17 protein-coding genes are annotated in these 23,585 nt (G+C 73.5%); 11 read left to right on the forward strand and 6 right to left on the reverse strand.

Annotated features, from left to right (window positions below; translation table 11 throughout):
- Positions 1-389 precede the first annotated feature (389 nt).
- Positions 390-1,847 (forward strand): PLP-dependent aminotransferase family protein, encoded by a 1,458-nt coding sequence (locus I6A60_RS17975; RefSeq protein ID WP_203022345.1) that lies wholly within the window; start codon positions 390-392, stop codon positions 1,845-1,847.
- A gap of 275 nt (positions 1,848-2,122) precedes the next feature.
- Complete coding sequence (locus tag I6A60_RS17980) at positions 2,123-3,886, forward strand: S8 family serine peptidase (RefSeq protein ID WP_203022344.1); 1,764 nt, start codon at positions 2,123-2,125, stop codon at positions 3,884-3,886.
- 89 nt (positions 3,887-3,975) lie between these two features.
- Here I6A60_RS17980 and I6A60_RS17985 read toward each other — a convergent pair whose 3' ends face one another.
- Positions 3,976-5,592, reverse strand: a complete 1,617-nt coding sequence (locus I6A60_RS17985) for an AMP-binding protein (protein WP_203022343.1) — start codon at positions 5,590-5,592, stop codon at positions 3,976-3,978.
- Between the two features lie 48 nt (positions 5,593-5,640).
- Positions 5,641-6,864 carry an amidohydrolase family protein gene (locus tag I6A60_RS17990; RefSeq protein WP_203022342.1) on the reverse strand — a complete coding sequence of 408 codons (1,224 nt, stop codon included), beginning with the start codon at positions 6,862-6,864 and terminating at the stop codon, positions 5,641-5,643.
- Between the two features lie 160 nt (positions 6,865-7,024).
- Here I6A60_RS17990 and I6A60_RS17995 point away from each other — a divergent pair, with 160 nt between their 5' ends.
- Positions 7,025-8,089, forward strand: coding sequence for an alcohol dehydrogenase catalytic domain-containing protein (locus tag I6A60_RS17995; protein ID WP_203022341.1), 1,065 nt, complete (start codon positions 7,025-7,027; stop codon positions 8,087-8,089).
- Between the two features lie 36 nt (positions 8,090-8,125).
- Here the strand turns inward: I6A60_RS17995 and I6A60_RS18000 are convergent, their stop codons facing one another.
- On the reverse strand, positions 8,126-9,310 hold the full coding sequence (locus I6A60_RS18000) for a HoxN/HupN/NixA family nickel/cobalt transporter (protein ID WP_203022340.1): 1,185 nt from the start codon (positions 9,308-9,310) through the stop codon (positions 8,126-8,128).
- A 62-nt stretch (positions 9,311-9,372) separates the two neighbouring features.
- A complete protein-coding gene (locus I6A60_RS18005; protein WP_203022339.1) occupies positions 9,373-9,930 on the reverse strand; it encodes an NUDIX hydrolase in 558 nt (185 codons plus the stop codon).
- Between the two features lie 106 nt (positions 9,931-10,036).
- Between I6A60_RS18005 and I6A60_RS18010 the strand changes: the two genes are divergently transcribed.
- Both I6A60_RS18010 and I6A60_RS18015 read left to right on the forward strand, forming a co-directional pair.
- Positions 10,037-10,960 carry an oxygenase MpaB family protein gene (locus I6A60_RS18010; protein WP_203022338.1) on the forward strand — a complete coding sequence of 308 codons (924 nt, stop codon included), beginning with the start codon at positions 10,037-10,039 and terminating at the stop codon, positions 10,958-10,960.
- A 129-nt stretch (positions 10,961-11,089) separates the two neighbouring features.
- On the forward strand, positions 11,090-12,994 hold the full coding sequence (locus tag I6A60_RS18015) for a serine/threonine-protein kinase (RefSeq protein WP_203022337.1): 1,905 nt from the start codon (positions 11,090-11,092) through the stop codon (positions 12,992-12,994).
- Between the two features lie 24 nt (positions 12,995-13,018).
- Here I6A60_RS18015 and I6A60_RS41765 read toward each other — a convergent pair whose 3' ends face one another.
- Positions 13,019-14,008 carry an antibiotic biosynthesis monooxygenase gene (locus I6A60_RS41765; RefSeq protein ID WP_203022336.1) on the reverse strand — a complete coding sequence of 330 codons (990 nt, stop codon included), beginning with the start codon at positions 14,006-14,008 and terminating at the stop codon, positions 13,019-13,021.
- A 144-nt stretch (positions 14,009-14,152) separates the two neighbouring features.
- Here I6A60_RS41765 and I6A60_RS18025 point away from each other — a divergent pair, with 144 nt between their 5' ends.
- The 3 genes from I6A60_RS18025 to ppc all read left to right on the forward strand — a co-directional run bounded on the left by I6A60_RS18025 (position 14,153) and on the right by ppc (position 19,579).
- On the forward strand, positions 14,153-14,719 hold the full coding sequence (locus tag I6A60_RS18025) for a nucleoside deaminase (protein ID WP_203022335.1): 567 nt from the start codon (positions 14,153-14,155) through the stop codon (positions 14,717-14,719).
- A gap of 66 nt (positions 14,720-14,785) precedes the next feature.
- A complete protein-coding gene (locus tag I6A60_RS18030; protein WP_307873742.1) occupies positions 14,786-16,627 on the forward strand; it encodes a sugar-binding domain-containing protein in 1,842 nt (613 codons plus the stop codon).
- Between the two features lie 72 nt (positions 16,628-16,699).
- Positions 16,700-19,579, forward strand: coding sequence for a phosphoenolpyruvate carboxylase (gene ppc / locus I6A60_RS18035; protein WP_238435698.1), 2,880 nt, complete (start codon positions 16,700-16,702; stop codon positions 19,577-19,579).
- A 51-nt stretch (positions 19,580-19,630) separates the two neighbouring features.
- On the opposite strand, the gene I6A60_RS18040 is transcribed toward ppc, so the two are convergent.
- On the reverse strand, positions 19,631-20,929 hold the full coding sequence (locus tag I6A60_RS18040; RefSeq protein ID WP_203022333.1) for a PspC domain-containing protein: 1,299 nt from the start codon (positions 20,927-20,929) through the stop codon (positions 19,631-19,633).
- A gap of 125 nt (positions 20,930-21,054) precedes the next feature.
- On the opposite strand from I6A60_RS18040, the gene I6A60_RS18045 reads away from it, so the two are divergent.
- From I6A60_RS18045 to I6A60_RS18055, 3 genes are all read left to right on the forward strand, one after another.
- Positions 21,055-22,230 carry an ATP-binding protein gene (locus tag I6A60_RS18045; RefSeq protein WP_203022332.1) on the forward strand — a complete coding sequence of 392 codons (1,176 nt, stop codon included), beginning with the start codon at positions 21,055-21,057 and terminating at the stop codon, positions 22,228-22,230.
- A 10-nt stretch (positions 22,231-22,240) separates the two neighbouring features.
- On the forward strand, positions 22,241-22,891 hold the full coding sequence (locus tag I6A60_RS18050) for a response regulator transcription factor (RefSeq protein WP_203022331.1): 651 nt from the start codon (positions 22,241-22,243) through the stop codon (positions 22,889-22,891).
- A gap of 179 nt (positions 22,892-23,070) precedes the next feature.
- Positions 23,071-23,585, forward strand: a 515-nt coding sequence (locus I6A60_RS18055; RefSeq protein ID WP_203022330.1) for a response regulator, incomplete at its 3' end; no start/stop codon positions are given.

The following is a 23,585-nucleotide window of genomic DNA, read 5'->3' on the forward strand; positions in this document are numbered from 1 at the left end:
CGGCCGGGCGGAGTAACACAGCTGGTCTGAGTATCACAGCTGCGCTGAAGGGCCGGAAGCGCTATCGCTTCCGGCCCTTCAGTCGTTCTCCGCATACGACAGGGGGCGGCGCGCTCGGCGCCGCCGGGTCACGGGAACCGGGATCCGATGGACTCGTCACGCGGCCTGGACGTGCGCAGACCGTAATCCGAATCCCTGGTGTCAGGCCCGACGAGCCAGGACAGAAGGCCGCCAGCCACGAGCAGACCGACGACCACGGCAGCGGTCAGGGCGGCGGTCACCGCGCGCCGCCGACGGTGCGGGCCGTCGCGGGCGGCGCGGAGGGTGCCCAAGCCCGTCGACCGAAAGCGGATGACGGGGACTTGTCGATAGCGCTATCATATCCTCTCATGAAATATAGTAGCACCGGCCGCACCGACACCGCTGGCCGTACCGACACCGGCAGTGTCGAGAAGGTCGCCGATGAGCTGCGCGCGCTGGCGGACGCCCGCGCGGTGGGGGCCCGGCTTCCCAGCACCCGTGAGCTGCAGCAGCGCCTCGGCGTCGGGCCGGTCACCGTGCAGCGCGCGCTCGCCCGGCTGGTGACCGAGGGGGTGCTGGTCACCCGGCCAGGCGCCGGCACGTTCGTCGCGGCCCGCCGCACCCCCCGCGTCGGGGACACCGACTGGCAGCAGGTGGCGCTGGGCGCGAGCCCCGTCGCCGGGTCCGGCGGGGTCGAGCTGGTGCTGGGCCGCGCGAGCGCCCACGGGTTCGAGCTGGGTTCCGGCTACCTTGACGCGTCGCTGCGGGCCGACAGCAGGCTCGCGGCCGCGGCGACGCGCGCGGTGCGCCGCCCGGATGCCTGGGCCGCTCCCCCGGCGATGGGGGTCGCCGAGCTGCGCAGCTGGTTCGGCCGGCAGATCGGCGCCGACCCCAGCGAGGTTCTGATCACCCCGGCCGCTCAGGGCGCGCTCTCGGCCGCGTTCCGCGCGCTCCTGCCGGCCGGCAGCCCGCTGCTGTTCGCGGTCCCGACCTACCACGGCGCGCTGGCCGTCGCGCGCAGCGCGGGCCTCGTCCCCGTGCCGGTGCCTACCGACGCGGACGGGGTGCGCCCGGAGCTGCTGGAGCGGGCGTTCGCGGCCACCTCGGCCCGGCTGCTGTTCCTGCAGCCCACGTACGCGAACCCGACCGGCGCCGTGCTAGCGCATGACCGCCGGCGCGCCGTCCTCGACATCTGCGAGAAGGCCGGCGCCTTCGTCGTCGAGGACGACTTCTCCCGTTGGCTCGGTCATGGCCAGCTCGCGCCGCCGCCGCTGTGGCGCGATGACGACGCGGGGCACGTCATCACCATCTGCTCACTGACGAAGATCCTCGCACCGAGCCTGCGGGTCGGCGCTCTGGTGGCACGCGGGCCGGTGATGAACCGGCTGGCCGCGATGCGCCAGGTCGACGACTTCTTCGTGCCGACGCCGTTGCAGCACACCGCCATCGAGATGGTGACCGGCCCCGGCTGGGCGGCCCAGGTGCGGGCCGTCTCGACGGCGCTGCGGGTGCGGATGGCGGCGCTCACGGCAGCGCTCGCCGCCGAGCTGCCGGACTGCTCGTTCGAGAACCCGCACGGCGGGATCAGCCTGTGGCTGCGGCTGCCGCGGGGCACCGACGACCAGGTGGTCGCGACCCGCGCCGCGCGCCTCGGGGTCTCGGTGATCCCGGGCCGGTACTTCGTGGTCGGCGAGCAGGACTCCAGCCACCTGCGGCTGTGCGTGGCCGGGATCGGCGAGCAGGACATCCCGACCGCGGTCGCCCTGCTGGCCGAGGCGGTCCACGCCAGCGCCGGCTCGATCGAGACAGGCGCGCTGGTGGGCTGACGTCACCCTCGACAACGGGCCGCCGACGGGAAATCGCGCAATTCCAGGCGGCCCGCCGTTCCAGGGGGAAATCAGCCTCCGGGAAACCGAGGAAACATCGGCGCAACTACCCTGACCCTGTGGGGCGGGCTGACGGTGTGCTCACCGTGGTATATGCACGACGGATCCTCAAAACCGGCCACAACTGGTGGCTGTATCACGATGCTTCTACTACGGTGTCGAACGCGGATCCGTCGGATCAAGCGCATTCCGCCCCCATAAAGGTGACCGTGTTCATGCGCAGCTCCTCCTCATCCCCTCCCCAGGACCGCCGTACCGGCCGAGGGCGCCGGACCAGGCAGGCAGCCCTCGTCGCGGCCCTCCTCGCCGTCCCGGCCGCCGTCGCCCTGCCGGGCCCGGCCAACGCCGCCACGGCCCGGACCTACGTCGTCGTCTACGCCGGCTCGGCCCAGTCCGCCCGCGCGGCGATCGCCACGCTCGGCGGGACCGTGGTGTCCGAGAACGCCAAGGTGGGCCTCGCGACCATCACCTCGACCGACCCCGCGTTCGAGGCGAAGGCCGACCAGAACGCGGCACTCGTCGGTGCCGCTCCCAACTCCCCGATCGGCTACGCGATCCCGGACGCCGCCGGCGCCGGCTCGGCCGATCCCGGCGACTCGTTCACCCAGCGGGAGCGCAGCACCTCCCGGGCGGGCGGCGCGCCCAGCCGCTGGGGCCCACCCGGCAAGCCCACGCCGGCCGCCGAGCCGCTCGCCGGCGCGCAGTGGGACATGCAGATGATCGGCGCCACGCCGACCGGCTCGTACAAGTCCCAGCCGGGCAACAAGGGCGTGCTGGTCGGCGTGATCGACACCGGCATCGACGGCACCCACCCGGACGTCGCGCCGAACTTCAACGCGAAGCTGTCCCGCAACTTCGTCACGGACATTCCGACCGACCCGGTCTCCGGCGAGGAGATGGACGGGCCGTGTGAGCACCCGTCCTGCATCGACCCGGTGAACGAGGACGACGACGGCCACGGAACCCACGTCGCGTCCACCATCGCCGCGCCGATCAACGGCCTGGGCATCGCGGGCGTCGCGCCGAACGTGCAGCTGGTGAACATCCGCGCCGGCCAGGACGCGGGCTTCTTCTTCCTGAAGCCCACGATCGACGCGATCACGTACGCCGGGGACATCGGCGTCGACGTGGTCAACATGTCGTTCTACACCGACCCGTGGCTGTTCAACTGCACGGCGAACCCGGCTGACACCCCGCAGCAGCAGGCCGAACAGCGCACGATCATCACGGCCACCCAGCGCGCGGTCGGCTACGCGACGGCCCACAACGTCACGCTGATCGCGGCCTCGGGCAACGAGTCGACCGACCTCGACCATCTCTCGTCGGACGACACCAGCCCGGACTACCCGTATCCGCAGAGCGCGACGGCCGCGCACTCGCGCGTCATCGACAACTCGTGCCTGTCGATGCCGTCGGAGGCCAACGGCGTCCTGTCCGTCAACGCGGTCGGCCCGTCCAAGCGGCTGTCGTACTTCAGCAACTACGGCCTGACCCACACGACGGTCGCGGCGCCCGGCGGTGACTACGACGACCAGTACGGCTCGGCGACGTTCCGCACCCCGGGGAACCTGATCCTGGCCGCCTACCCGAAGAACGTCGCCACGGCCGTCGGCGACATCGACAGCGCGGGCAACCCGACGACCCCGTTCGTGATCCGCGACGACAGCAAGGGCGTCACGTCGTACTACCAGTACCTGCAGGGAACGTCGATGGCCTCCCCGCACGCGGTCGGGGTCGCTGCGCTCATCGTCAGCCAGCTCGGGCGCCCCGACCGGGCCCACGGCGGGCTGACGCTCGATCCGAAGACCGTCACGCGGGCGCTCGAACAGACGGCGACCCCGACGGCCTGCCCGGCCGCCAACCAGTACCCCGAGCCCCAGAACGCCGGCTACGCGCCGGTCTGCCAGGGCACTGCCAAGGACAACGGCTTCTACGGGTACGGCATCATCAGCGCGGCGAACGTGGCCAAGCTGCGCTGAGCACGGCAACGGTCTGACCGCGACAGGGAACGGGCCCGGACGGCGAGAAAGCCGTCCGGGCCCGTTCTGTTCCCGCCCGGGGAAAGGGTTCAGGGCGCGTAGCGGGCCCGCAGCTCGTGCTTGAGAATCTTCAGCGTGGCATTTCGGGGCAGCGCGTCGAGGATCTCCAGGCGTTCCGGGATCTTCTGCGTCATCAGCCCGGCGGCGCGCAGGAACGCGACCAGCTCGGCCAGCGTGGGCGACGGCTCGCCGGCCGCGGGTTCGACGACCGCGCAGACCAGCTCGCCGCGCTCGGCGTCCGGCAGCCCGACGACCGCGACGGCGCCGACCTTCGGGTGCTGGTAGAGCAGGTCCTCGACCTCCCTGGCCGAGACGTTCTCACCCTTGCGAATGATCACGTCCTTGAGCCGGCCGGTCAGGGTGACGTGCCCGTCCGGGCGGATGACGCCCAGGTCTCCGGTCCGGAACCAGCCGTCCTCGTCGAAGGCGGCGGCGGTCGCCTCGGCGTCGGTGTACCCGGCGCAGACCGTCGCGCCGCGTACCCGGACCTCGCCCTCGACACCGGCGGGCGCGACCACGCCGTCGGCGCCGACGACCCGCACCTCGACCCCGGGCAGCGGGGCGCCCTCGGAGTACATCAACGCGTCGTCGCTGTCCGCCGGTGACCCCTGGGTGATCATCGGGATCTCGGTCATCCCGTAGCCGTGCGCGACCGGGATGCCGAGCTCCCGCTTCACGTCGGTGAACAGCTCCGGTGGCTTGGGCGCCCCGCCACCGGCGAGCAGGCGCAGCGTCGGGACCAGCGGCTGGCCGGGCGTCGGCGACTGGCGCTGCGCGGTCAGCAGCGCGGTGTAGAAGGCGGTCGAACCGCCGGCGAGGGTGACCCCGTAGCGGCGGAAGGCGGCGACCGCGTCGGCCGGGACGAACGCCTCCAGCAGCAGCGCCGGGAATCCGACGGACAGCATCATCGCCAGGTAGTCCGGCCCGCCGATGTGTGCCACAGGGAAGGCGATCGAGCCGACGTCGTCCGGGCGGGCGCCCAGCGCCAGCGCGAGGCCGACGCCAGCGGCGATCAGCGAGGAGTCCCGGTGCCGCACGCCCTTGGGCTGCGAGGTCGTCCCGGAGGTGTAGTAGATCCAGCGGATCTTCTCGCCGTCGGTGGGCGGTGGCGGCAGCAGCGCCGGGTCGCCCTCCGGGAGGGCCTCCCGGCCGGTGCCGACCACCAGCACCCGGGGCCGGTAGACCAGGTCCCGGCTCGCCGCGGCGGCGAGCTCGACGTAGTCCGTGCCGCGCCAGGTCCCGGGGACGCAGAACAGCCGCGCGCCGGTCTGGCGCAGCGCGACGGCGACCTCGCGCTCCCGGTAGATGTGGATGATCGGCACCTGCACGGCCCCGAGGCGGGCAAGCGCCATCGACAGCACCGCCGTCTCGACCCGGGTCGGCAGCTGCCAGCAGACCCGAGCGCCCGGCCCGACGGCGTACTCGTCGAGCAGCCCGGCCGCGACCCGCTCGGCCCGGGCGGCCAGCTCGGCGCAGGTGATCCGGACGGGCCCGTCCGCGCCGTCGGCGAGCAGGAGCGGCGCGTCCGGGGTGAGCGCCGCGCGGCGCGCGAGCAGGCCCCACAGCGTCGCGACGTCCACGCCGGTGATCATTCCTGCCGCCTCGGCCGGGCCGGTGGCCGGTGCCTGCGTCGGGGTGCTCGCCATCCGCGTGCCCTCCAGTCGTCGCTCCCGGCCAGCAATATAGAACCTGTTCTATCTACTGGCCAGGTCGAGCCCGAGCATCCGGATCGCGTTGCCGCGTACGACCTTGTGGACCGTCTCGGCGTCCAGGCCCGCCATCAGCTGCTCGGCGACCCGCTTGGTCTCGGGCCAGGTCGAGTCGGTGTGCGGGTAGTCGGTCTCGAAGGTGACGTTGTCGACACCGATCTCCGCCAGTGACGCGAGGCCGTGCCGGTCGCGGAAGAAGCAGCCGTACACCTGCCGGCGAAAGTAGGTCGACGGCGCCTGCGGTACGAGGTCACGCACCCCGCCCCAGGCCCGGTGCTCCCGCCAGACGTCGTCCGCCCGTTCCAGCGCGTAGGGCAGCCAGCCGATCTGGCCCTCCGAGTAGGCCAGCTTCAGGGTCGGGAAGCGGACCAGCAGGCCGGAGAACAGCCAGTCCGCGAGCGAGGCCATCGCGTTGTTGAACGACAGCGTCGCCGCGACCGCGACCGGCGCGTCGGCCGAGGTCGCCGGCATCGACGACGACGAGCCGATGTGCATGCAGACCACCGTCCCGGTCTCCTGGCAGGCGGCGGCGAACGGGTCCCAGTAGCCGCTGTGGATGCTCGGCAGGCCGAGCTTCGGCGGGATCTCGCTGAAGCAGACGGCCCGCACGCCACGGGCCGCGTTGCGGCGGACCTCGGCCGCCGCGAGGTCCACGTCCCACAGCGGGATCAGGCACAGCGGGATCAGGCGGCCGCCCGAGTCGCCGCACCACTCCTCGACCATCCAGTCGTTGTAGGCGGTGACGCAGGCAGCGGCGAGGTTCCGGTCGGCGGCCTCGGCGAACGTCTGGCCGCAGAACCGCGGGAACGTCGGGAACGACAGCGACGCCTCGACGTGGTTGAGGTCCATGTCGGCCAGCCGGGCGGCCGGCTCGTAACAGCCGGGGCGCATCTCGTCGTAGGTGATCGGCGTCATCGTCATCTCGTCACGGTCGAAGCCGACCGCCGCGACGTGCCGCTTGTTGATGTAGACGAGGTCCTCGTAGACCCAGCAGTCGGCCGGCGGGCCGTCCGGGTCGAAGGTCTGCCGGTAGCTGCCGCCGCCGACGTGCGCGAGCGTCCCGATGCCACGCCGCTCCACCCGCGGGCCGGCGTCGCGGAACCGGGCCGGCAGCCAGGTCCGCCACAGGTGCGCGGGCTCCACGACGTGGTCGTCCACGCTGATGATCCTCGGCAGCTCGCCGAACGAGTGCCCGCCGTCCGTCGTCATCGCCAGGTCCTTCCGTATCGCCAGGTCCTTGCGTGATCGCCAGGTCCGTCCACGCCGGCCAGCGCCGACGGACGCGCGGCGCGGCCGGTCCGCTCGACGCGCCCCGACGCTAACATCAGATCTGACGGACCGTCAGGTCGTCTCCCTCCCAGGAGGTTTCATGACCCGCATCGGCGGCATGCCGGCCTACCGGATCACCGCCTGGCAACGGTCGCCGCACCTGGTCGAAGCGCCGGTGCCGAAGCCGGGCCCTGGCGAGGTGCTGGTCGCCGTGGCGGCCAACGGGCTGTGCCACTCGGACCTGACGATGAGCCAGATTCCCGGTGAGATCGGCGACCTGATCGGCTGGCGGGTGCCGTTCACCCTCGGCCACGAGATCGCCGGCACGGTCGTGGAGCACGGCCCGGACGCGGCGGTCGCCCCGGCCGTCGGCACCGCCGTCGCGCTGGTCTCGCCGACGTCCTGCGGCCGGTGCGCCTACTGCCTGGCCGGGCGGGACAGCGCCTGCCCGAACGGCCTGGCCGGCCGCGGCTACGGCCGCGACGGCGGTCTCGCGCCCTACGTGGTCGCGCCGGTCCGGGCGCTGATCCCGCTGAACGGGCTCGACCCGGTAGCCGCCGCCCCGCTAACGGACGCCGGCGCCACGTCGTACCACGCGGTCCGCCGCGTGCTGCCGGTGCTGGAGCCGGGCAGCACCGCGGTCGTGCTGGGCGCGGGCGGGCTCGGCGGCTTCGCGATCCAGCACCTGAAGGCCTGCTCCCCGGCCCGCGTGGTCGCCGTCGACGTCTCCCCCGCCCGGCTCGCCACGGCGGCGGAGCTGGGCGCGGACGAGACCCTGCCAGGCGTCGGCGACGACCCGCGCGCGACCACCGGCGCGCTCAAGGAGCTGACCGGCGGCGACGGTGCGGCCGCCGTGCTCGACTTCGTCGGCACCGACGCGACGATCGCGGCGGGCATCGGCGCCGTCCGACCGTGCGGCGCGTTCGGGCTGGTCGGCTCAGCCGGCGGGAGGCTGCGGGCTGGCTGGTACGGCGGCCTGCCCCGCGAGGCGGAGGTCTTCACCTTCCAGGGCTCGACGATCGCCGACGCGCACGCCGTGGTCGCGCTGGCCGCCGCCGGCCGCATCCGCAGCCTGGTCGAGGTCTTCACACTCGACCAGGTCGCCGACGCCTACCGAGCCCTCGACGAGGCCACCCTGCGCGGCCGAGCGGTCATCACCCCCTGACCGCCCCGCCCGCGGACCAGGTCCAGGCCGGTTCGGTCAGGCGGGCTCGGTGGACTGGGCCGGCTCGTAGGTCAGGTTGCTCGACCAGCGTTCCTCGACGCGGCCGAAGTACCAGACCGCCAGCGCGATGGCCCACGAGACGAAGAAGAGGCCGACGATGCCGTAGCCGGCGTAGTCGAGGTTGATGTTGGCGATCCAGGCGACCGGCCCGGACCGGATCGTGAACCGGTCGGCCAGGACGCCGATGAGCTCGATGCTGCCGATGACCAGCGCGACGACGACCGAGATGGTCGTGATGGTGAGGTTGTAGAACACCTTGCGGACCGGGCGGGCGAAGGCCCAGCCGTAGGCGACGTTCATGAAGACGCCGTCGATGGTGTCCATCAGGCACATGCCGGCGGCGAACAGGATCGGGAGCACCAGAACCGAGTAGAACGGCAGGTTGAACGCCGCGGCGCCACCCGCGAGGACGAGCAGGCCGACCTCGGTCGCGGTGTCGAAACCGAGGCCGAACAGGACCCCGACGGGGTAGATGTTCAGCGGTCTCGTGACGGTCTTCGTGAGCCGGCCGAGGAAGCGGTTCATGAAGCCACGGGAGTCGAGACGCCGCTCCAGCTCCTGCTCGTCATAGGTGCCGTGGCGCATCTCGCGGAAGATCTTCAGGATTCCGACCAGGGCCGCGAGGTTGAGGAGCCCGAGAATCCAGAGGAAGACGCCGGACACCGACGGGCCGATGACCCCGGTGATGGTGTGGAGCTTGGAGCTGTCGTTCGCGACCGGGCCGACCAGGGACTTGACGCCGACGGAGAGCAGGAAGGCCAGCACGAACACGATGGTCGAGTGGCCGAGGGAGAACCAGAACCCGACCGAGAGCGGCCGGCGCCGTTCGCCCCGCCCGGCGGCCTCGGCGGCGACGTTGTCGGCGATCAGCTTGCGGGTGGCGTTGTCGACGGCCGCGATGTGGTCGGCGTCGAACGCGTGCCGCAGCCCGAACGTGTAGGCGAGCACGCCCACCCCGGCGGTGAAGACCGGGTGGTCGCCACCGAGCTGGTAGCCGTGCGGGGCCACCAGGGTCAGCAGGACGACGAAGCCGGCCACGTGCAGCACCACGATGACGGCGGCCATCCCGGCGAGCGAGCGCTTGTCCGCGCTGCCGAGGCTGTCGCGAAACTGCGCCAGCCGCGTCGCGAACGACACCTCCCTGGCGGTCGAGGTGGTCATCACGATGCCACTATCTCGTTATTGCGAGAACCTCGCAACTAGCCGCCGTCGCCGGTACCGGCTCAGACGCCGAGGAGACGCCGGGTGCGCAGGAGGGTTTCGCGCAGGTTGTCCTCGGCGACGACGTCCAGCGCGTCGGGCACGCTGAGCCAGCGAAGCGGCGTCGTCGGCTTCTCCGGCCGGGCCTCGTCGGGGGTCGCGGTCGCCAGCACGAAGCGCAGGTCCGCGTGTTGGTGCGCGGGCTCCCGGGCGTTCCCGGGCACCGAGACCACGACCACGTGCCGCAGCGCGGCCGTCGGCCAGGGCCGCAGATCGGCCAGGCCCGTCTCCTCGCGGCCTTCCCGCAGTGCGACGGCCAGCGGGTCAGCCTCGCCCGGGTCGCCATGGCCACCGATCTGCAGCCAGCTCTCCATCCGCTCGTGCCAGCGCAGCAGAACCCGACCGGTCTCCGGATGGACGACCAGCGCCGACGCGGTGAGATGCAGCGACACGTCGCGCGACCAGGGGTCGGGCGTGCTCTCGACCATGGCCAGCACCCGGGCGACATCCGCGGCCTCGTCGCCGTCCGCCGGCTGATACCTGGACAGCAGGTGCCTGGCGTCGCCGGAGGGGCATTCCATGAGATCAAATCCTAGTGCCGCGACTGGCCCGGTCAGCCCGCGTGTCCGTCCTCACGATCATTGTGCGGATCAGACGGGTCAACGCGGGCGCGCGCATGATGGGGTAATGGTGCTGCCGAGGCTGCCCGTCGACGCGGCCGAGATTCGCGCCCGGGTCGGCGGTGAGGTCTTCGCCCGGGTCTCCGGACCGGACGGTGCGCGTCGGCGTGAGCAGATCTTCGACGCCGCCGGCGAGCGGTGGTTCGCCGAGGACCGGCCGATCCGGCGGGTGCACGGCGACACCGCGATGTTCGTCGGTGGCCTGCGCGCGCTGCTGCTGCAGTCGCTGCACCCGCTGGCGATGGCCGGGGTCGCCACGCACTCGGACTTCCGCGCCGACCCGTGGGGGCGGCTGCAGCGGACCAGCTTCTTCCTCGCGGCGACGACGTTCGGCCCCGAGGACGAGGCGGAACGGGCGATCGCCCGGGTGCGGGGCGTGCACCGCAGGGTCCGCGGGACGGCGCCCGACGGCCGGCATTACGCGGCCTCCGACCCGCACCTGCTCCGCTGGGTGCATCTCGCGGAGATCGACAGTTTCCTCGCCGCCTACCAGCGCTACGGCACCGCTCCGCTGACCCCGGCCGAGCAGGACGGCTACGTGCTGGACACCGGTCTGGTGGCCGAGAAGCTCGGCATCGACGATCCGCCGCGCACCGTGGCCGCGCTGGCCGAGCAGCTCGCGGCCTACCGTCCGGAGCTGGCCGGCACGCCGCAGGCCCGCCAGGCCGCCCGGTATCTGCTGGTCAGCGCGCCGCTCCCGCTCGCGGCCCGGGCTCCGTACAGCGCGCTCGCGGCCGCGGCCGTCGGCCTGATGCCGGTGTGGACGCGGCGGCCGCTGCGGCTGCCCTACCTGCCCCTCCTCGAGGGCACCGTCGGCCGGCTGGCCGGCTGGGGCGCGGTCGCCGGGATCCGTTGGGCGACGAGCGCCGCCAAACCAACCACTGAACCAGCCGCGAAGTCGGCCGGGGAGCCGGCCGAGTCCGCCCGCTGACCGCCGGATCGGGGTGGGTCGCCGGCAGCCGGCCGCGACACGTCCGCGCGCTCATCGCTAACCTCTTCGGGGAACTGACGATGTTGTAGCTGCCGCTGACCCCTGCGTCGAGGAGGAGGACGGCCGCGCGTGAGACCACTTCGTGTCGGGGACCCCGTCGCCGTCGGCGGCTACCGCCTGCTCGGCACCCTCGGCGCCGGTGGGATGGGCCGGGTCTACCTGGCCCGCAACCAGGGCGGCAGGACCGTCGCGGTCAAGGTGATCCGCCCCGAGTACGCGGACGAGGCGGCGTTCCGGACCCGGTTTCGCCGGGAGGTCGACGCGGCCCGGCGGGTCGGCGGTCCCTGGACCGCCCCGCTGATCGACGCCGACCCCGACTCCGAGCATCCCTACCTCGTCACCGCGTACATCCCGGGGCCGTCGCTGGGGCGGGCGGTCGCGGACCACGGCCCGCTGCCGGCGGCGAGCCTGCGCGCGCTGGGCGCCGGCCTCGCCGAGGCGCTGATCGCCGTGCACAGCGCCGGGCTGGTCCACCGTGACCTCAAGCCGTCGAACGTCATCCTCAGCCCCGACGGGCCGCGCGTCATCGACTTCGGGATCTCCCGGGCGATCGACGCCTCGGTGCTGACCACCAGCGGCGCGGTGGTCGGCTCACCCGCCTTCATGGCCCCAGAACAGGTCCACGGCGCCGAGATCGGCCCGGCCAGCGACGTGTTCTCGCTGGGCTCCGTGCTGGTGTTCGCCGCGACGGGCGCCGGGCCGTTCGACGGCTCCGGCATGGCGTCCGTGCTGCACCGGGTGCTCACCCGCGAACCTGACCTCGACGGGCTTCCGGCCGACCTGCGCGAGCTGGTCCGCGCCTGCCTTCACAAGGACCCGGCGGCGCGGCCCACCCCGCGCGCGCTGGTGTCCGCGCTCGCGCCCGACGGCGCCGCCGCCCTGATGGCGGCAGGCTGGCTGCCGACGGACCTGGTCACGAACCTGAGCCGTCAGGCCGTCGCGCTGCTCGACCTGGACACACCCAGCGAGCCCGGCCCGCCCTACGCCCCCGTCCCACCGACCGGATCGATCCCCCCGGCCGGGACCGTCCCTCCAGGTGGGTCAGCCCCTCCGGCTGGAACAGTCCCTTCAGGTGCATCGGTCCCGCCGCCTGGGTACGCGCCACCGACCGGGTACGCGCCGCCGCCTGGGTACGTGACGCCGGCTGGCCACGTCCCGCCAACCGGATCCGTCCCGCCGCCTGGGTATGCGGCGCCGGCCGGGTACGTCACGCCGGCTGGACAGGCGCCGTCAGGGCTCGTGACCGTCGCAACGCCGGGGCACTACCCCGGTCCGGTACCCACTCCGCCCGGCCCACCGGGGGCGGGCGGGGCGGGCCCACCGGCCGGCGGGTCGCAACGACGCGCGCTGATCGCGGTCGCGACGGCGGGTGCCCTCGGCCTGGCCGTCGTCGTCCTGCTCGTCGTCCTCCTGGTCAGCCACTCCCACGGCTCACCGAGCAGCCACGACGGGGACATCGGCACGCAGACCACCGGTCCCGCGATCTCCCTGGACACGTCCGGCCCGGTCCCCTCCCCCGGCCGCTCCACTCCCGAGGGCTCCGCGACGCCGGCCCCGACCAGTACGTTGCGGCCCGGACCCCTGCCCGCCGGCTACGTCGGCACCTGGCAGGGCACGGTCACCACCCAGGACGGCGCGATCGTCTACCAGGCGGTGATCACCCTGCGCGCCGGCGATACCGGCCAGACCGTCGGCCACGCCGACATGAAGGTGACCAATGTCCTGGGCCTGCCGGTCGACCCGATCGACTGCACCGGAGACCTTCGGCTCGTCGGGTTCGGCGGCCCGTCCGGCAACGAGGTCGTGGTGGCCGACATAGCGGGCTCCGGGAAGGACGTGACCCTGCTCGGCCTGCCCGCCTGTACCGAGGGCGGGACCACCCGGCTGCTCCTCGGTTCCGACGGCCAGCTGACCTACACGTCCGAGGACGTGCCCGGCGGCCGGCCGGCCGGCACGCTGCGCCGCCAGCAGTGACCGGCCGAGCCCGCGGCGCGGTCCTCAGGCGGTCGTCAGCCCGAACACCAGCAGCGCGAGCCCATAGCAGGCGACGACGAGGGCCGCGCCCAGGGCATTGCGCCGCCAGGTTCTGGCCACCCCGGGCACCAGCCAGAACCCGAAAGCCCGGTTCGCCAACGGCATGAGAAGCCAGGTCAGCGCGGCGACGCTCAGGATGTTGCCGATGAAGAAGACGAGGAAATCGGGTAGTCGGGCCCCGGTCAGTGCGTCGCTGACGGTGATGCTCAGCACCATGACCGTGGGGTAGAGCGCGAGCAGGACCATCATCGCCTGTTTCCAGCTGGGCGGCGCCTGCTCGTCGCTGCCGCGAGCCTCGCCGAACCGGAACCAGCCGCTGAACGCGGAGCCCACCTTCCGGACGTCGAATCCGGTGATATGGGCCTGGCCGTCGTCGATCAGCTGGCGTCGCGCGGGCGAGCCGAGCCATTCCTCCAGGTGGCGCATCGAGTCGTACCGGAAGACCGCGACCCATCTTTCCTGTACCCCGGGAACGGGTCGGAAGAGCTCATAGCCCCGAAACCCGGCCGTGGCCTTCTGAACCTTGTGCGCCTTCTCCTGCCAGGCCAGAAAGCCCGCCTCATGGCCCGGCCGGACGTCATGCGCGACGACCGCCGTGACGGTGGCCTGGTCGGGCGGGTCACCCGCGAGGATCTCCTGGCTGCCCGGGCCGCTGAACAGGTCGCGGCCCTCGTCGAGCAGGCGCCGGCGGTCCGGCGAGTCCAGCCAGCCGCGCAGCTCGCCGACCGTCCCGAACCGGAACACCACGACCCAGGAGTGGTCGTCGTCCGAGGCCGGCGGGTAGAGCTCGACGGCCTCGAAGCCGGCGCGCAGGCGCGCCGCGTCGTCCGTTCTGCGCTGCCAGCGCAGGTAGTCGCGTTCACGCCCTTCGCGCACGTCGACCGTCACGACGGCGGTTGCGGCGCCACCACCGGAAACGCCGCCGACGCCATCGTGCCGCGAAACCTCCACCACGCGGAGAGTAGATCGGAGGAAGAACCGCAGCGCCCCGCCGTTCCCTCTTCTCCGCTTTGTCTGCCTCCGGTCGGCGCTACAGCCGGCATCAGTCTGGGTATGCCGGTCTCGGCAGGAGAGACGGCCAGCGGAAACGGGGCGAACATGGACAAGAAAGCGCTGATGAGCGAGGCCACGCGGTTGGCGGTCCAGTCGGTCGAGAACGGCTGGGGCGGACCCTTCGGCGCCGTCATCGCGAAGGACGGTGACATCGTCGCCCGCGGCCAGAACCGCGTCCTGCTGACCGGGGATCCCACCGCGCACGCCGAGGTCGAGTGCATCCGCAAGGCGATCCAGGTGCTGAATCCGGACGGGCCGACGATCAGCCCGGACGAGCAGAACCACACGACGCTGAAGCTGGTCCCCCGGCCGCCCGGCTCCCCGGACCGGGTTCCCGAGCGGGCCCGGATGCTGCTGGGCTATTCGCTTTACACGGCAGGCATCCCGTGCCCGATGTGCATGAGCGCGATCTACTGGTCCCGGATCGACGACGTCTACTACAGCAGCGACCTCGACGCGACCAGGACGATCGGATTCGACGACGCCTTTCAGTACGAGGACTTCAGCCGCCCGCTTGACGAGCGCTCGATCCACGTCGAGCAGCTCAGCCCCGAGCTGGGCGGGAAGGCGTACGCGACCTGGAGCGGCAAGCCCGACCGTCACCCGTACTGAGACCCGCCCGGCCGGAAAACCGCCGGCGGGCCCGGCCGGCGGGTGCGACCTTCTAGCATTCGGGGCGTGCCCGGCAGAAAGCTGGCGGCCGCCTGGTCGCGCGTGACCGCCGCACGGCGGCCGTTGCCGGAGTACCCGCGTCCGCACCTCGTCCGCGCGTCCTGGCTGTCACTGAACGGCCCGTGGGAGTTCTGGGGTGGGCGGGAGCCGGACGATCTCGACGAGTCCGGCGGTCCCCCGGTCGGGCGGCGGCTGCCGGGCCGGATCGTGGTCCCGTTCCCGGTCGAGTCGAGGCTGTCCGGCATCGGGACCGGATATGAGCGGATGTGGTACCGCCGCACGTTCCGGGCGCCGCCAGAATGGGCCGCCGGACGGGTTCACCTGCATTTCGGCGCGGTGGACTGGGAATGCCGCGTGTGGGTCAACGGCGTCGAGGTGGGCGCGCACCGCGGCGGCTACGACGCCTTCAGCTTCGACATCACGCCGGCCCTGACCTGGGGCGAGGAAGAGGTACTGGTCCACGTCCTGGACCCGACGGACGGTGGCGGCCAGCCGCTGGGCAAGCAGCGCCGCAACCCGGGCGGGATCTTCTACACCGCCGCCTCGGGGATCTGGCAGACCGTCTGGCTGGAGCCGACCCCGTCCCGCCACATCACCCGGCTCGCGCTCACCCCGGACCTGGCCGCCGGGGTGGTTCACGTACAGGTGCACGCGGTCGAGGCGGCCGCCGATCCTGGGACGAGCCGGCCAGGCGCCGACGTCCCCGTCCGGGTCGAGGTGCGCGCCGGCCTGGCGGCCGACGCCGAGACGGTCGCGACCGGCTCCGGCACCAGCGGGCGGCAGTTCGCCGTGGCGATACCGAACGTCCGGCCCTGGTCGCCCGACGACCCCTTCCTCTACGGCGTGACCGTCACGCTCGCCGACAGCCAGCCCGGCCAGCCCGGCGCGCCCGACCAGACCGGCCAGCCCGACCGGGTGGACGGCTACGTGGGCATGCGGTCCATCGAGGTGACGGAGGTGGCCGGCGAGCCACGGCCGCTGCTCAACGGCCGGTTCGTCTTCCAGCTCGGGCTGCTGGACCAGGGCTACTGGCCCGACGGGGTGTACACGGCCCCGACAGACGACGATCTCCGGCGCGACCTCGAGGTTGCGAAGGAGCTCGGTTTCACCTGCGTCCGCAAGCACGCCAAGGTCGAACCGGCGCGCTGGTACCACTGGGCCGACCGGCTCGGCCTGCTCGTCTGGCAGGACATGCCGTCCATGCCGCACGACCGGGAGCCGGACGAGGCCGCCCGCCGCCAGTTCGAGGCCGAGCTGCGAGCGGTCGTCGAGCAGTGCAGCCCCTTCCCGTCCGTCATCGGCTGGGTCCCGTTCAACGAGGGCTGGGGGCAGTACGACGTCGCGCGGATCGCCCGGACGGTCCGCGACCTCGACCCGACCCGCCTGGTCAGCGAGAACAGCGGCAGCGCCGACCCCGGTAACGACTGGGTCGACGGGGGTGCCGGCCACGTCGCTGACCTGCACGCCTATCCCGGCCCGGCCGCCGTCCCGGCCTCGGCCGGCCGCTGCCGGGCGCTCGGCGAGTTCGGCGGCCTCGGACTCGCCCTGACCGGCCACGACTGGGGCGGGGCGACCGGGTTCAGCTACGAGTGGGCAGCCTCGCCGGACGGGCTCACCGACCGCTATCTGGGCATGGTCGACGAGCTGCGCGCGCTGGCTCGCGATCAGGGCCTCAGCATCGCCGTCTACACCCAGGCGACGGACGTCGAGGGCGAACGCAACGGCCTGCTGACCTACGACCGGACCGTCCTGAAGGTCGACCCCGACCGGGTCCGCGCCGCCCACCAGCGGCTGTACGACGAGACCCGCGCCTTTCCGCCACCTGATGGCGGCGACCCGCGGTCCTGAAACAGGCCGGACACCTGAAGGCGCAAGCATGGCCAGCGCGCACACAAGACCACCGGAGGCGGCGTGACGGCGATGGATCACCGCGGCGAGGCACGGACGAGCGGCGCCGGGAGCGATCCCGGGCCGGACACCGAGCAGGGCGTGAACTCCGGGCAGGGCCTGGACGCCGGGACGTTCGCCGGCGGAGTCGCCTCGGATGTGCGGCACGCCGGGGTGCGGGCCGGCGTGCGCCGGCTCGGCCAGCTGCTCGGCGAGTCGCTGACCCGGCACGAGGGCGCCCAGCTGCTGGAGCTCGTAGAGCGGGTGCGCGCGCTGGCCCGCGACAGCGGCGACCGCGCCGACCTGCACCGGGTGCTCGCGGACGTCGACCACCCGACCGCGATCGTGCTGGCCCGGGCGTTCACCGCCTACTTCCAGCTCGCCAACATCACCGAGCAGCTGCACCGGGCCCGCGAGCTCGCCGACCGCCCGCGGGGCGCGATCGAGGAGACGGGCGCCCGGATCGCGGCCGCGGTGTCCGCGGGCCAGCTCGACCCGGCGCTGCCCGCCCAGGTGGTGAGCCGCCTGGAGCTTCGCCCGGTGTTCACCGCGCACCCGACGGAGGCGAGCCGCCGGTCGGTGCTCGACGTGCTGCGCGGGATCGCCGAGCTGCTCGACGCGGCCGACGACCCGCGCGCGCATCCGTCCCGCCGGGCCGTCGTGGGCCGCCGGCTCGCCGAGGCCGTCGACGTGCTGTGGCAGACCGACGAGCTGCGGGTCGAGCGCCCGAAGCCCACCGACGAGGCCCGCTCGGCCGCTTACTACCTGACCTCGATCGCCACCGACGTGTTGCCAGGCCTGCTGGAGGAGCTCGACGGCGCGCTCGCGCAGGTCGGGGCCGGGCTGCCGATCACCGCCCGGCCGCTGCGGTTCGGCACGTGGGCCGGCGGCGACCGGGACGGCAACCCGAACGTCACCCCCGCCGTGACGCTCGACGTGCTCACGCTGCAGCACGAGTTCGGCATCCGGGTGCTGCTGGGGGCCGTCGACGGCCTGATCAAGGATCTGACGGCCTCGACGCGGGTCGTCGAGGTCAGCGACGAGCTGGTGGCCAGCCTCGACGCCGACCGGGCGGCCCATCCGGAGGTCTACGACCGGTTCATCCGCCTCAACGCCGCCGAGCCGTACCGGCTGAAGGCCAGCTACCTGCGCGCAAGGCTGGCCGCCACCCGCGACCGGCTGGCCGCCGGCACCGCGCACGTGCCCGGCCGCGACTACCTGAGCCTGCGCGGCCTGCTCGCCGACCTGACCGTCATGCACCGGTCGCTGATGGACAACCGGGGCCAGCTGGTGGCCGACGGGCCGCTGCGGCGCACGATCAGGGTCGCCGCGGCGGTCGGGATGTCGCTCGCGACGCTCGACATCCGTGAGCACGCCGAGCGCCACCACGCGGCGCTCGGCGCGCTCTACGACCGGCTCGGCGAGCTGCCCCGCCCGTACGCGGACCTCGACCGGCACGAGCGGATCGCGCTGCTGTCCCGGGAGCTGGCGGGACGCCGGCCGCTGTCCGGGGCCGCGGCGCCCGTCCCGGCCGACCCGACCGCGGCCGCCGTGCTGGACCTGTTCGCCACGATCCGGGTCGCGCTCGACCGGTTCGGCGAGGACGTCATCGAGAGCTACATCGTGTCGATGACCCGCGACGTGGACGACATCCTCGCGGTCGTCGTGCTCGCCAGGGAGGCCGGCCTGGTCGAGATCGCCCCCGGCGCCGGCGCGCGGGCGCGGATCGGGTTCGTGCCGCTGTTCGAGACCGTCGCCGAGCTGCGCGCCGCCGGCCGGCTGCTCGACGGGATGCTCGCCGACCGGTCCTACCGGGCGGTGGTCGCCGCCCGGGGCGACCTTCAGGAGATCATGCTCGGCTACTCGGACTCCTCGAAGGACGCCGGCATCACCGCGTCCCAGTGGGAGATCCACCGGGCCCAGCGCGAGCTGCGTGACGTGGCCCGCCGGCACGGCGTCGTGCTGCGGCTGTTCCACGGCCGCGGCGGCTCGGTCGGCCGGGGCGGCGGCCCGACCGGCGAGGCGATCCTCGCCCAGCCGTTCGGCACCCTCGACGGCCCGATCAAGGTCACCGAGCAGGGCGAGGTGATCTCGGACAAGTACACGCTCCCCCAGCTCGCCCGGCACAACCTGGAGATCGCGCTGGCCGCCGTGCTGGAGGCGTCGATCCTGCACCGGGAGTCCCGCCAGCCGCTGGACGTGCTGGCCGAGTGGGACCAGGCGATGGAGGCGGTCGCCGACTCGGCCCGCACCGCCTACCGGGCGCTGACGACCGACCCGGCACTGGTGCCGTTCTTCCTCGCGGCGACGCCCGTCGACGAGCTGGGCCACCTCAACATCGGCTCCCGGCCGTCCCGCCGGCCGGGCGGTGTCGGCGGGCTGGAGGACCTGCGCGCGATCCCATGGGTGTTCGGCTGGACCCAGTCGAGGATCATCCTGCCCGGCTGGTTCGGCCTGGGGACCGGGCTCGCGGCCGCCCGGGCGGCCGGCGCGGGCGACACGCTGGCCGAGATGTACCGGTCGTGGCACTTCTTCCGCACGTTCCTGAGCAACGTGTCGATGACGCTGGCGAAGACCGACCTGCGGATCGCCTCCGACTACGTCACCACGCTGGTCCCCGCCGAGAAGGCCGGCCCGTTCGAGGTGATCCGCGCCGAGCACGAGCGCACCGTCGCCGAGGTGCTGGCCGTCACCGGGGCCTCGACGCTGCTGGAGCACGCCCCGGTGCTGCGCCAGACACTGGAGGTGCGCGACCTCTACCTCGCCCCGCTGCACGCGCTGCAGGTCTCACTGCTCGCCCGCTCCCGCGCCGCCGCCCAGGCCGACCCCGGGGGCGAGATCGACCCCCGCCTGCGCCGGGCCCTGCTGCTGACCATCAACGGCATCGCCGCCGGCCTGCGCAACACCGGATGACCGGCGACGGCGGGTGCTCGGACAGCCCGAGCACCCGCCGGCGGCGGCGGGTCAGCCGTGGGCGACCGACACGTTGCCGTCGGCGACCTTCACGTAGATCGTCACCGGGGCGCCCTTGGTGCCGTACGGCGGCAGGACGGTCTCGTTCGTCCCGACGCCACGGTGCCGCTCCCCCCAGCCGTGGCTGACGCTCGCGAACGAGTTGAGGCCGTCGACGGTGACGTCGCCGAAGCGCACGTTGGCCCGGACGGTCGCGTTCATCCCCGTGGGCAGGAGCACCCGGACCTGCCCCGCGCCGAGGGTGACGTGGATGTCGTGGGCCGACGTCGGCGTGAGGCGGCGCAGGTCCAGCACGCCCTGGCCGAAGGCGAGGCGGTAGTCGCCGCGCACGTCGGCGGCCGTGGCCGGCGTCCAGACCTGCTGGCCGATCCCGTCGTGCAGGCTCGCGTGGCTGCCGCCGAACGCGGCGGTGCCGAGGGCGCCGACGAGCAGCAGCGGGAGCAGCGACCACGGCAGGCGCCGCAGCACCCCGCCGACCAGCAGCGCGACCAGGGCGACTCCACCGATGACCCAGAAGTAGACCGGCAGCCAGATCCCGACCAGCGCGTCGGTCACCCCGAGGACGGTCAGCGCGGCCACCAGCGTCGTGAGCGCGGCCACCCGCAGCGGCCACGACCGCCGGTGCCGTTCCCGGGACGCCTGCCGGGCCTCACCGAGCCAGGCCCGCGCCTCGGTCGCCCAGGCCGGCGAGGCCGCGCCCTTGTCGAGGCTCACGGCCGGCGCGTCGACCGAGGTCCACAGGTCCTCCGAGGTCGCGGCCTGTCCCGAACCCGGCCGGTCCCCCGAGGCCGGCGGCTCGCCGGTGGCGCGCGGCGCGGGCCGGGTCGGTCGGCGCCAGCCGCCGTCCCGCGTCCCGACCAGCAGCAGCGGCACGAGGACGAGCACCAGCAGCGGCCACGGCGGGTGCGGCGACCACCAGCTGAAGGCGAGGCTCCACAGCAGCAGCCCGCAGACGACCGCCACCAGCCACGGCGGGATGTGGTGGCGGCGCAGACGCTCGACCCAGCCGTCGAGCGGCGTGTACCCGGTGCCCTCGACCGGGATGACCGCCCACGCGATCAGGTAGGCGAGGGCGCCGGCCCCGCCGAAGATGGCGGCGACGGCGAACAGGACCCGAAACAACACCGGGTCGACACTGGTGTACTCGCCGAGCCCGCTGGCGACACCGGCGAGGACGCGGTCGGTGGAGCTGCGACGTAGCTGGCGCCGCGGGGCAGTGGGTGGAGCGGCGGGCGGGGCTGTCGGCGGGGCAGTGGGCGGCGCCGCCGGGGGTTCTGGATCTGTGCTCATAGTGGATACAGGTTGCCGGCGTGATGGGGTCGGCGCATCCGGTGAACCCCTGATTTCGACCCTGAGGGCGTGGCTCGGGGCGACTCCCGATACCCGAGGGCCGCCGGAGCCGGAATCATGGCTGTGTGACCCCGAGCCAGCCCCCCAGCCGCGTCCTCTACCGGCGTCCGGATGTGGGGCTGGCCGGCGGGGTCATCACGGGGATCGCGCTGCACACGGGCCTGCGGCGACGCACGGTCACGCTGCTCTTCCTCGTCCTGGCAGCCAGCGGAGGCCTCGGCGTCGCCCTCTACGCGACCTACTGGATCGTGCTGCCCACGCCGGAGGGGGCCCGGCGGTCGCGGCTGCCACGGCCCGTCGAGGCCGTGCTGCTCGGGGTCGTCGTCCTCGGGGCCATCGCGCTGCTCGCCAGCCGGATCGCCGGCGGCTCGCTGTTCGTGCCGACCCTGCTGGCCTGCCTCGGCGGGGCGACGATCTGGCGCCAGGCGGCCGGCCCGGACCGCGAACGCTGGCTGCGGGCGTCACGCAGCACCTTCGGCGCGCCGACCGCCGACCGGATGGGACGGCTGCGCCTGCTCCTCGGGGCCGCCCTGGTGGTCGCCGGGGGTGTCCTCGTCCTGCACCGGGCGAACGTGAACACGCTGCGGGACGGGCTGTGGGCGATCGGAGTGACCGTGGTCGGCCTGGCCCTGCTCGGCGGGCCGTGGTGGATCCGGCTGACGTCACAGCTCGGCGCCGAACGCGCCGAACGGATCCGCGGCCAGGAACGGGCCGACCTCGCCGCCCACCTGCACGACTCCGTCCTGCAGACCCTCGCCCTCATCCAGCGCAACGCCGACTCGCCGCGCGAGGTGACCCGCCTCGCCCGCGGCCAGGAGCGCGAGCTTCGCGGCCTGCTCTACGGGACCCGCGCGGCCGGCGGCCAGCTCGACACGGAGCTGCGCACGGCCGCCGCCGAGGTCGAGGACGCCTACGCGGTCAAGATCGACGTCGTCGTGGTCGGCGACCTCGCCCTCGACGACGCGCTCGCGGCGGCCTGCGCCGCCGCCCGCGAGGCGATGGTCAACGCCGCCCGGCATTCCGGTGCCACCGACATCTCGCTCTACGCCGAGGTCGAGGCCGACGCGGTCAGCGTCTTCGTCCGGGACCGTGGGGTCGGCTTCGAGCCCGGCGCGGTCGCCGAGGACCGTCAGGGCGTGCGCGGCTCGATCATCGGCCGGGTCGAGCGCAACGGTGGCACGGTCTCGATCCGCAGCAGTCCCGGCGGCGGAACCGAGGTGGCGATCAGGATGCGGCGATAAGGATGCGGCGATGACGACGGTTTACCTGGTCGACGACCACGCGATGTTCCGGGCCGGCGTCCGCGCCGAGCTCGGCGGCCGGGTCGAGGTCGTCGGCGAGGCGGCGACGCCGGCCGAGGCCGTCGCCGGCATCGTCGCGAGCCGGCCGCAGGTGGTGCTGCTCGACGTGCACATGCCGGACGGCGGCGGCCTGGCCGTCCTGCGGCAGGTGGGCGAGCGCCTGCCCGACACCCGGTTCCTGGTGCTGTCCGTCTCGGACGCGGCCGAGGACGTCATCGCGCTGATCCGCGCGGGCGCCCGGGGCTACGTCACCAAGACGATCTCCGCGGACGAGCTGGCCGACGCCGTCGAACGGGTGGCGGGCGGGGACGTGGTGTTCAGCCCGCGCCTCGCGGGCTTCGTCCTGGACGCCTTCCGGGACGCGTCGAACGCGCCACCCGCCGCCGCGGCGGCCCCCGACGCCGATTTCGACCAGCTCACCCCGCGCGAGCGGGAGGTGCTGCGGCTGCTGGCCCGCGGCTACGCGTACAAGGAGATCGCCGCCGAGCTGTTCATCTCGGTCAAGACCGTCGAGACCCACGCGTCCAACGTCCTGCGCAAGCTGCGGCTGTCCAGCCGCCATCAGCTCACCCGCTGGGCCGCCGACCGCCGGATCACCTGACGCGATGACGCGGGGCCACGGCTGGCCGCGCCTGCGGTCCGCGCCGGCCGACCGGTGCGCGGGCACCCCTAGGGGTGTAGCAGTACCCCCTCGTCTCGGGTTAAGTGGGCGATGGCCGACGGCGCCGCCGCTGACCGGGGGGTCGCGGACCCTCACCCGGAAGGCGTTCCCGAACTCCCATGCAGAGCGTGGCCGAGCTGCCGGCACAGGTCGCGGCCGGGTCCCCCGAGACCGCCTGGCCGGTGCTGCTCGTCGAGGACGACGACGCCGACGCGTTCCTCGTCGAGGAACTGCTCCGGGAGACAACGACCCCGATCCGGCTGCTGCGCGCCGCCAGCATCGCCGAGGCTCGGGCCAAGGCCGCCGGGGCCCGGTGCATCCTGCTCGACCTCGGGCTGCCGGACAGCCACGGCCTGTCCGCGCTGGAGACCCTGCGCGCCATCGCCCCGGACGCCGCGATCGTCGTCCTGACCGGTCTGGACGACGAGCACCGCGGCGTCGTGGCCATGGCGGCCGGCGCCCAGGACTACCTGGTCAAGGGCGAGATCAGCGGCAGGACCCTGGTCCGCGCCGTGCGGTACGCGCTCGAACGACGGGCCGCCGAGCAGGCTGCCCGTGACCTGCACGAGTCGCAGCTGCGAGCCGAGGAGAACGCCCGGCTCGAACGCGGCCTGCTCCCCACCCCACTGCTACG

Origin of the sequence: Frankia sp. AgB1.9 (genome assembly GCF_016786355.1) — a bacterium.
Taxonomy (GTDB): Bacteria; Actinomycetota; Actinomycetes; order Frankiales; family Frankiaceae; genus Pseudofrankia.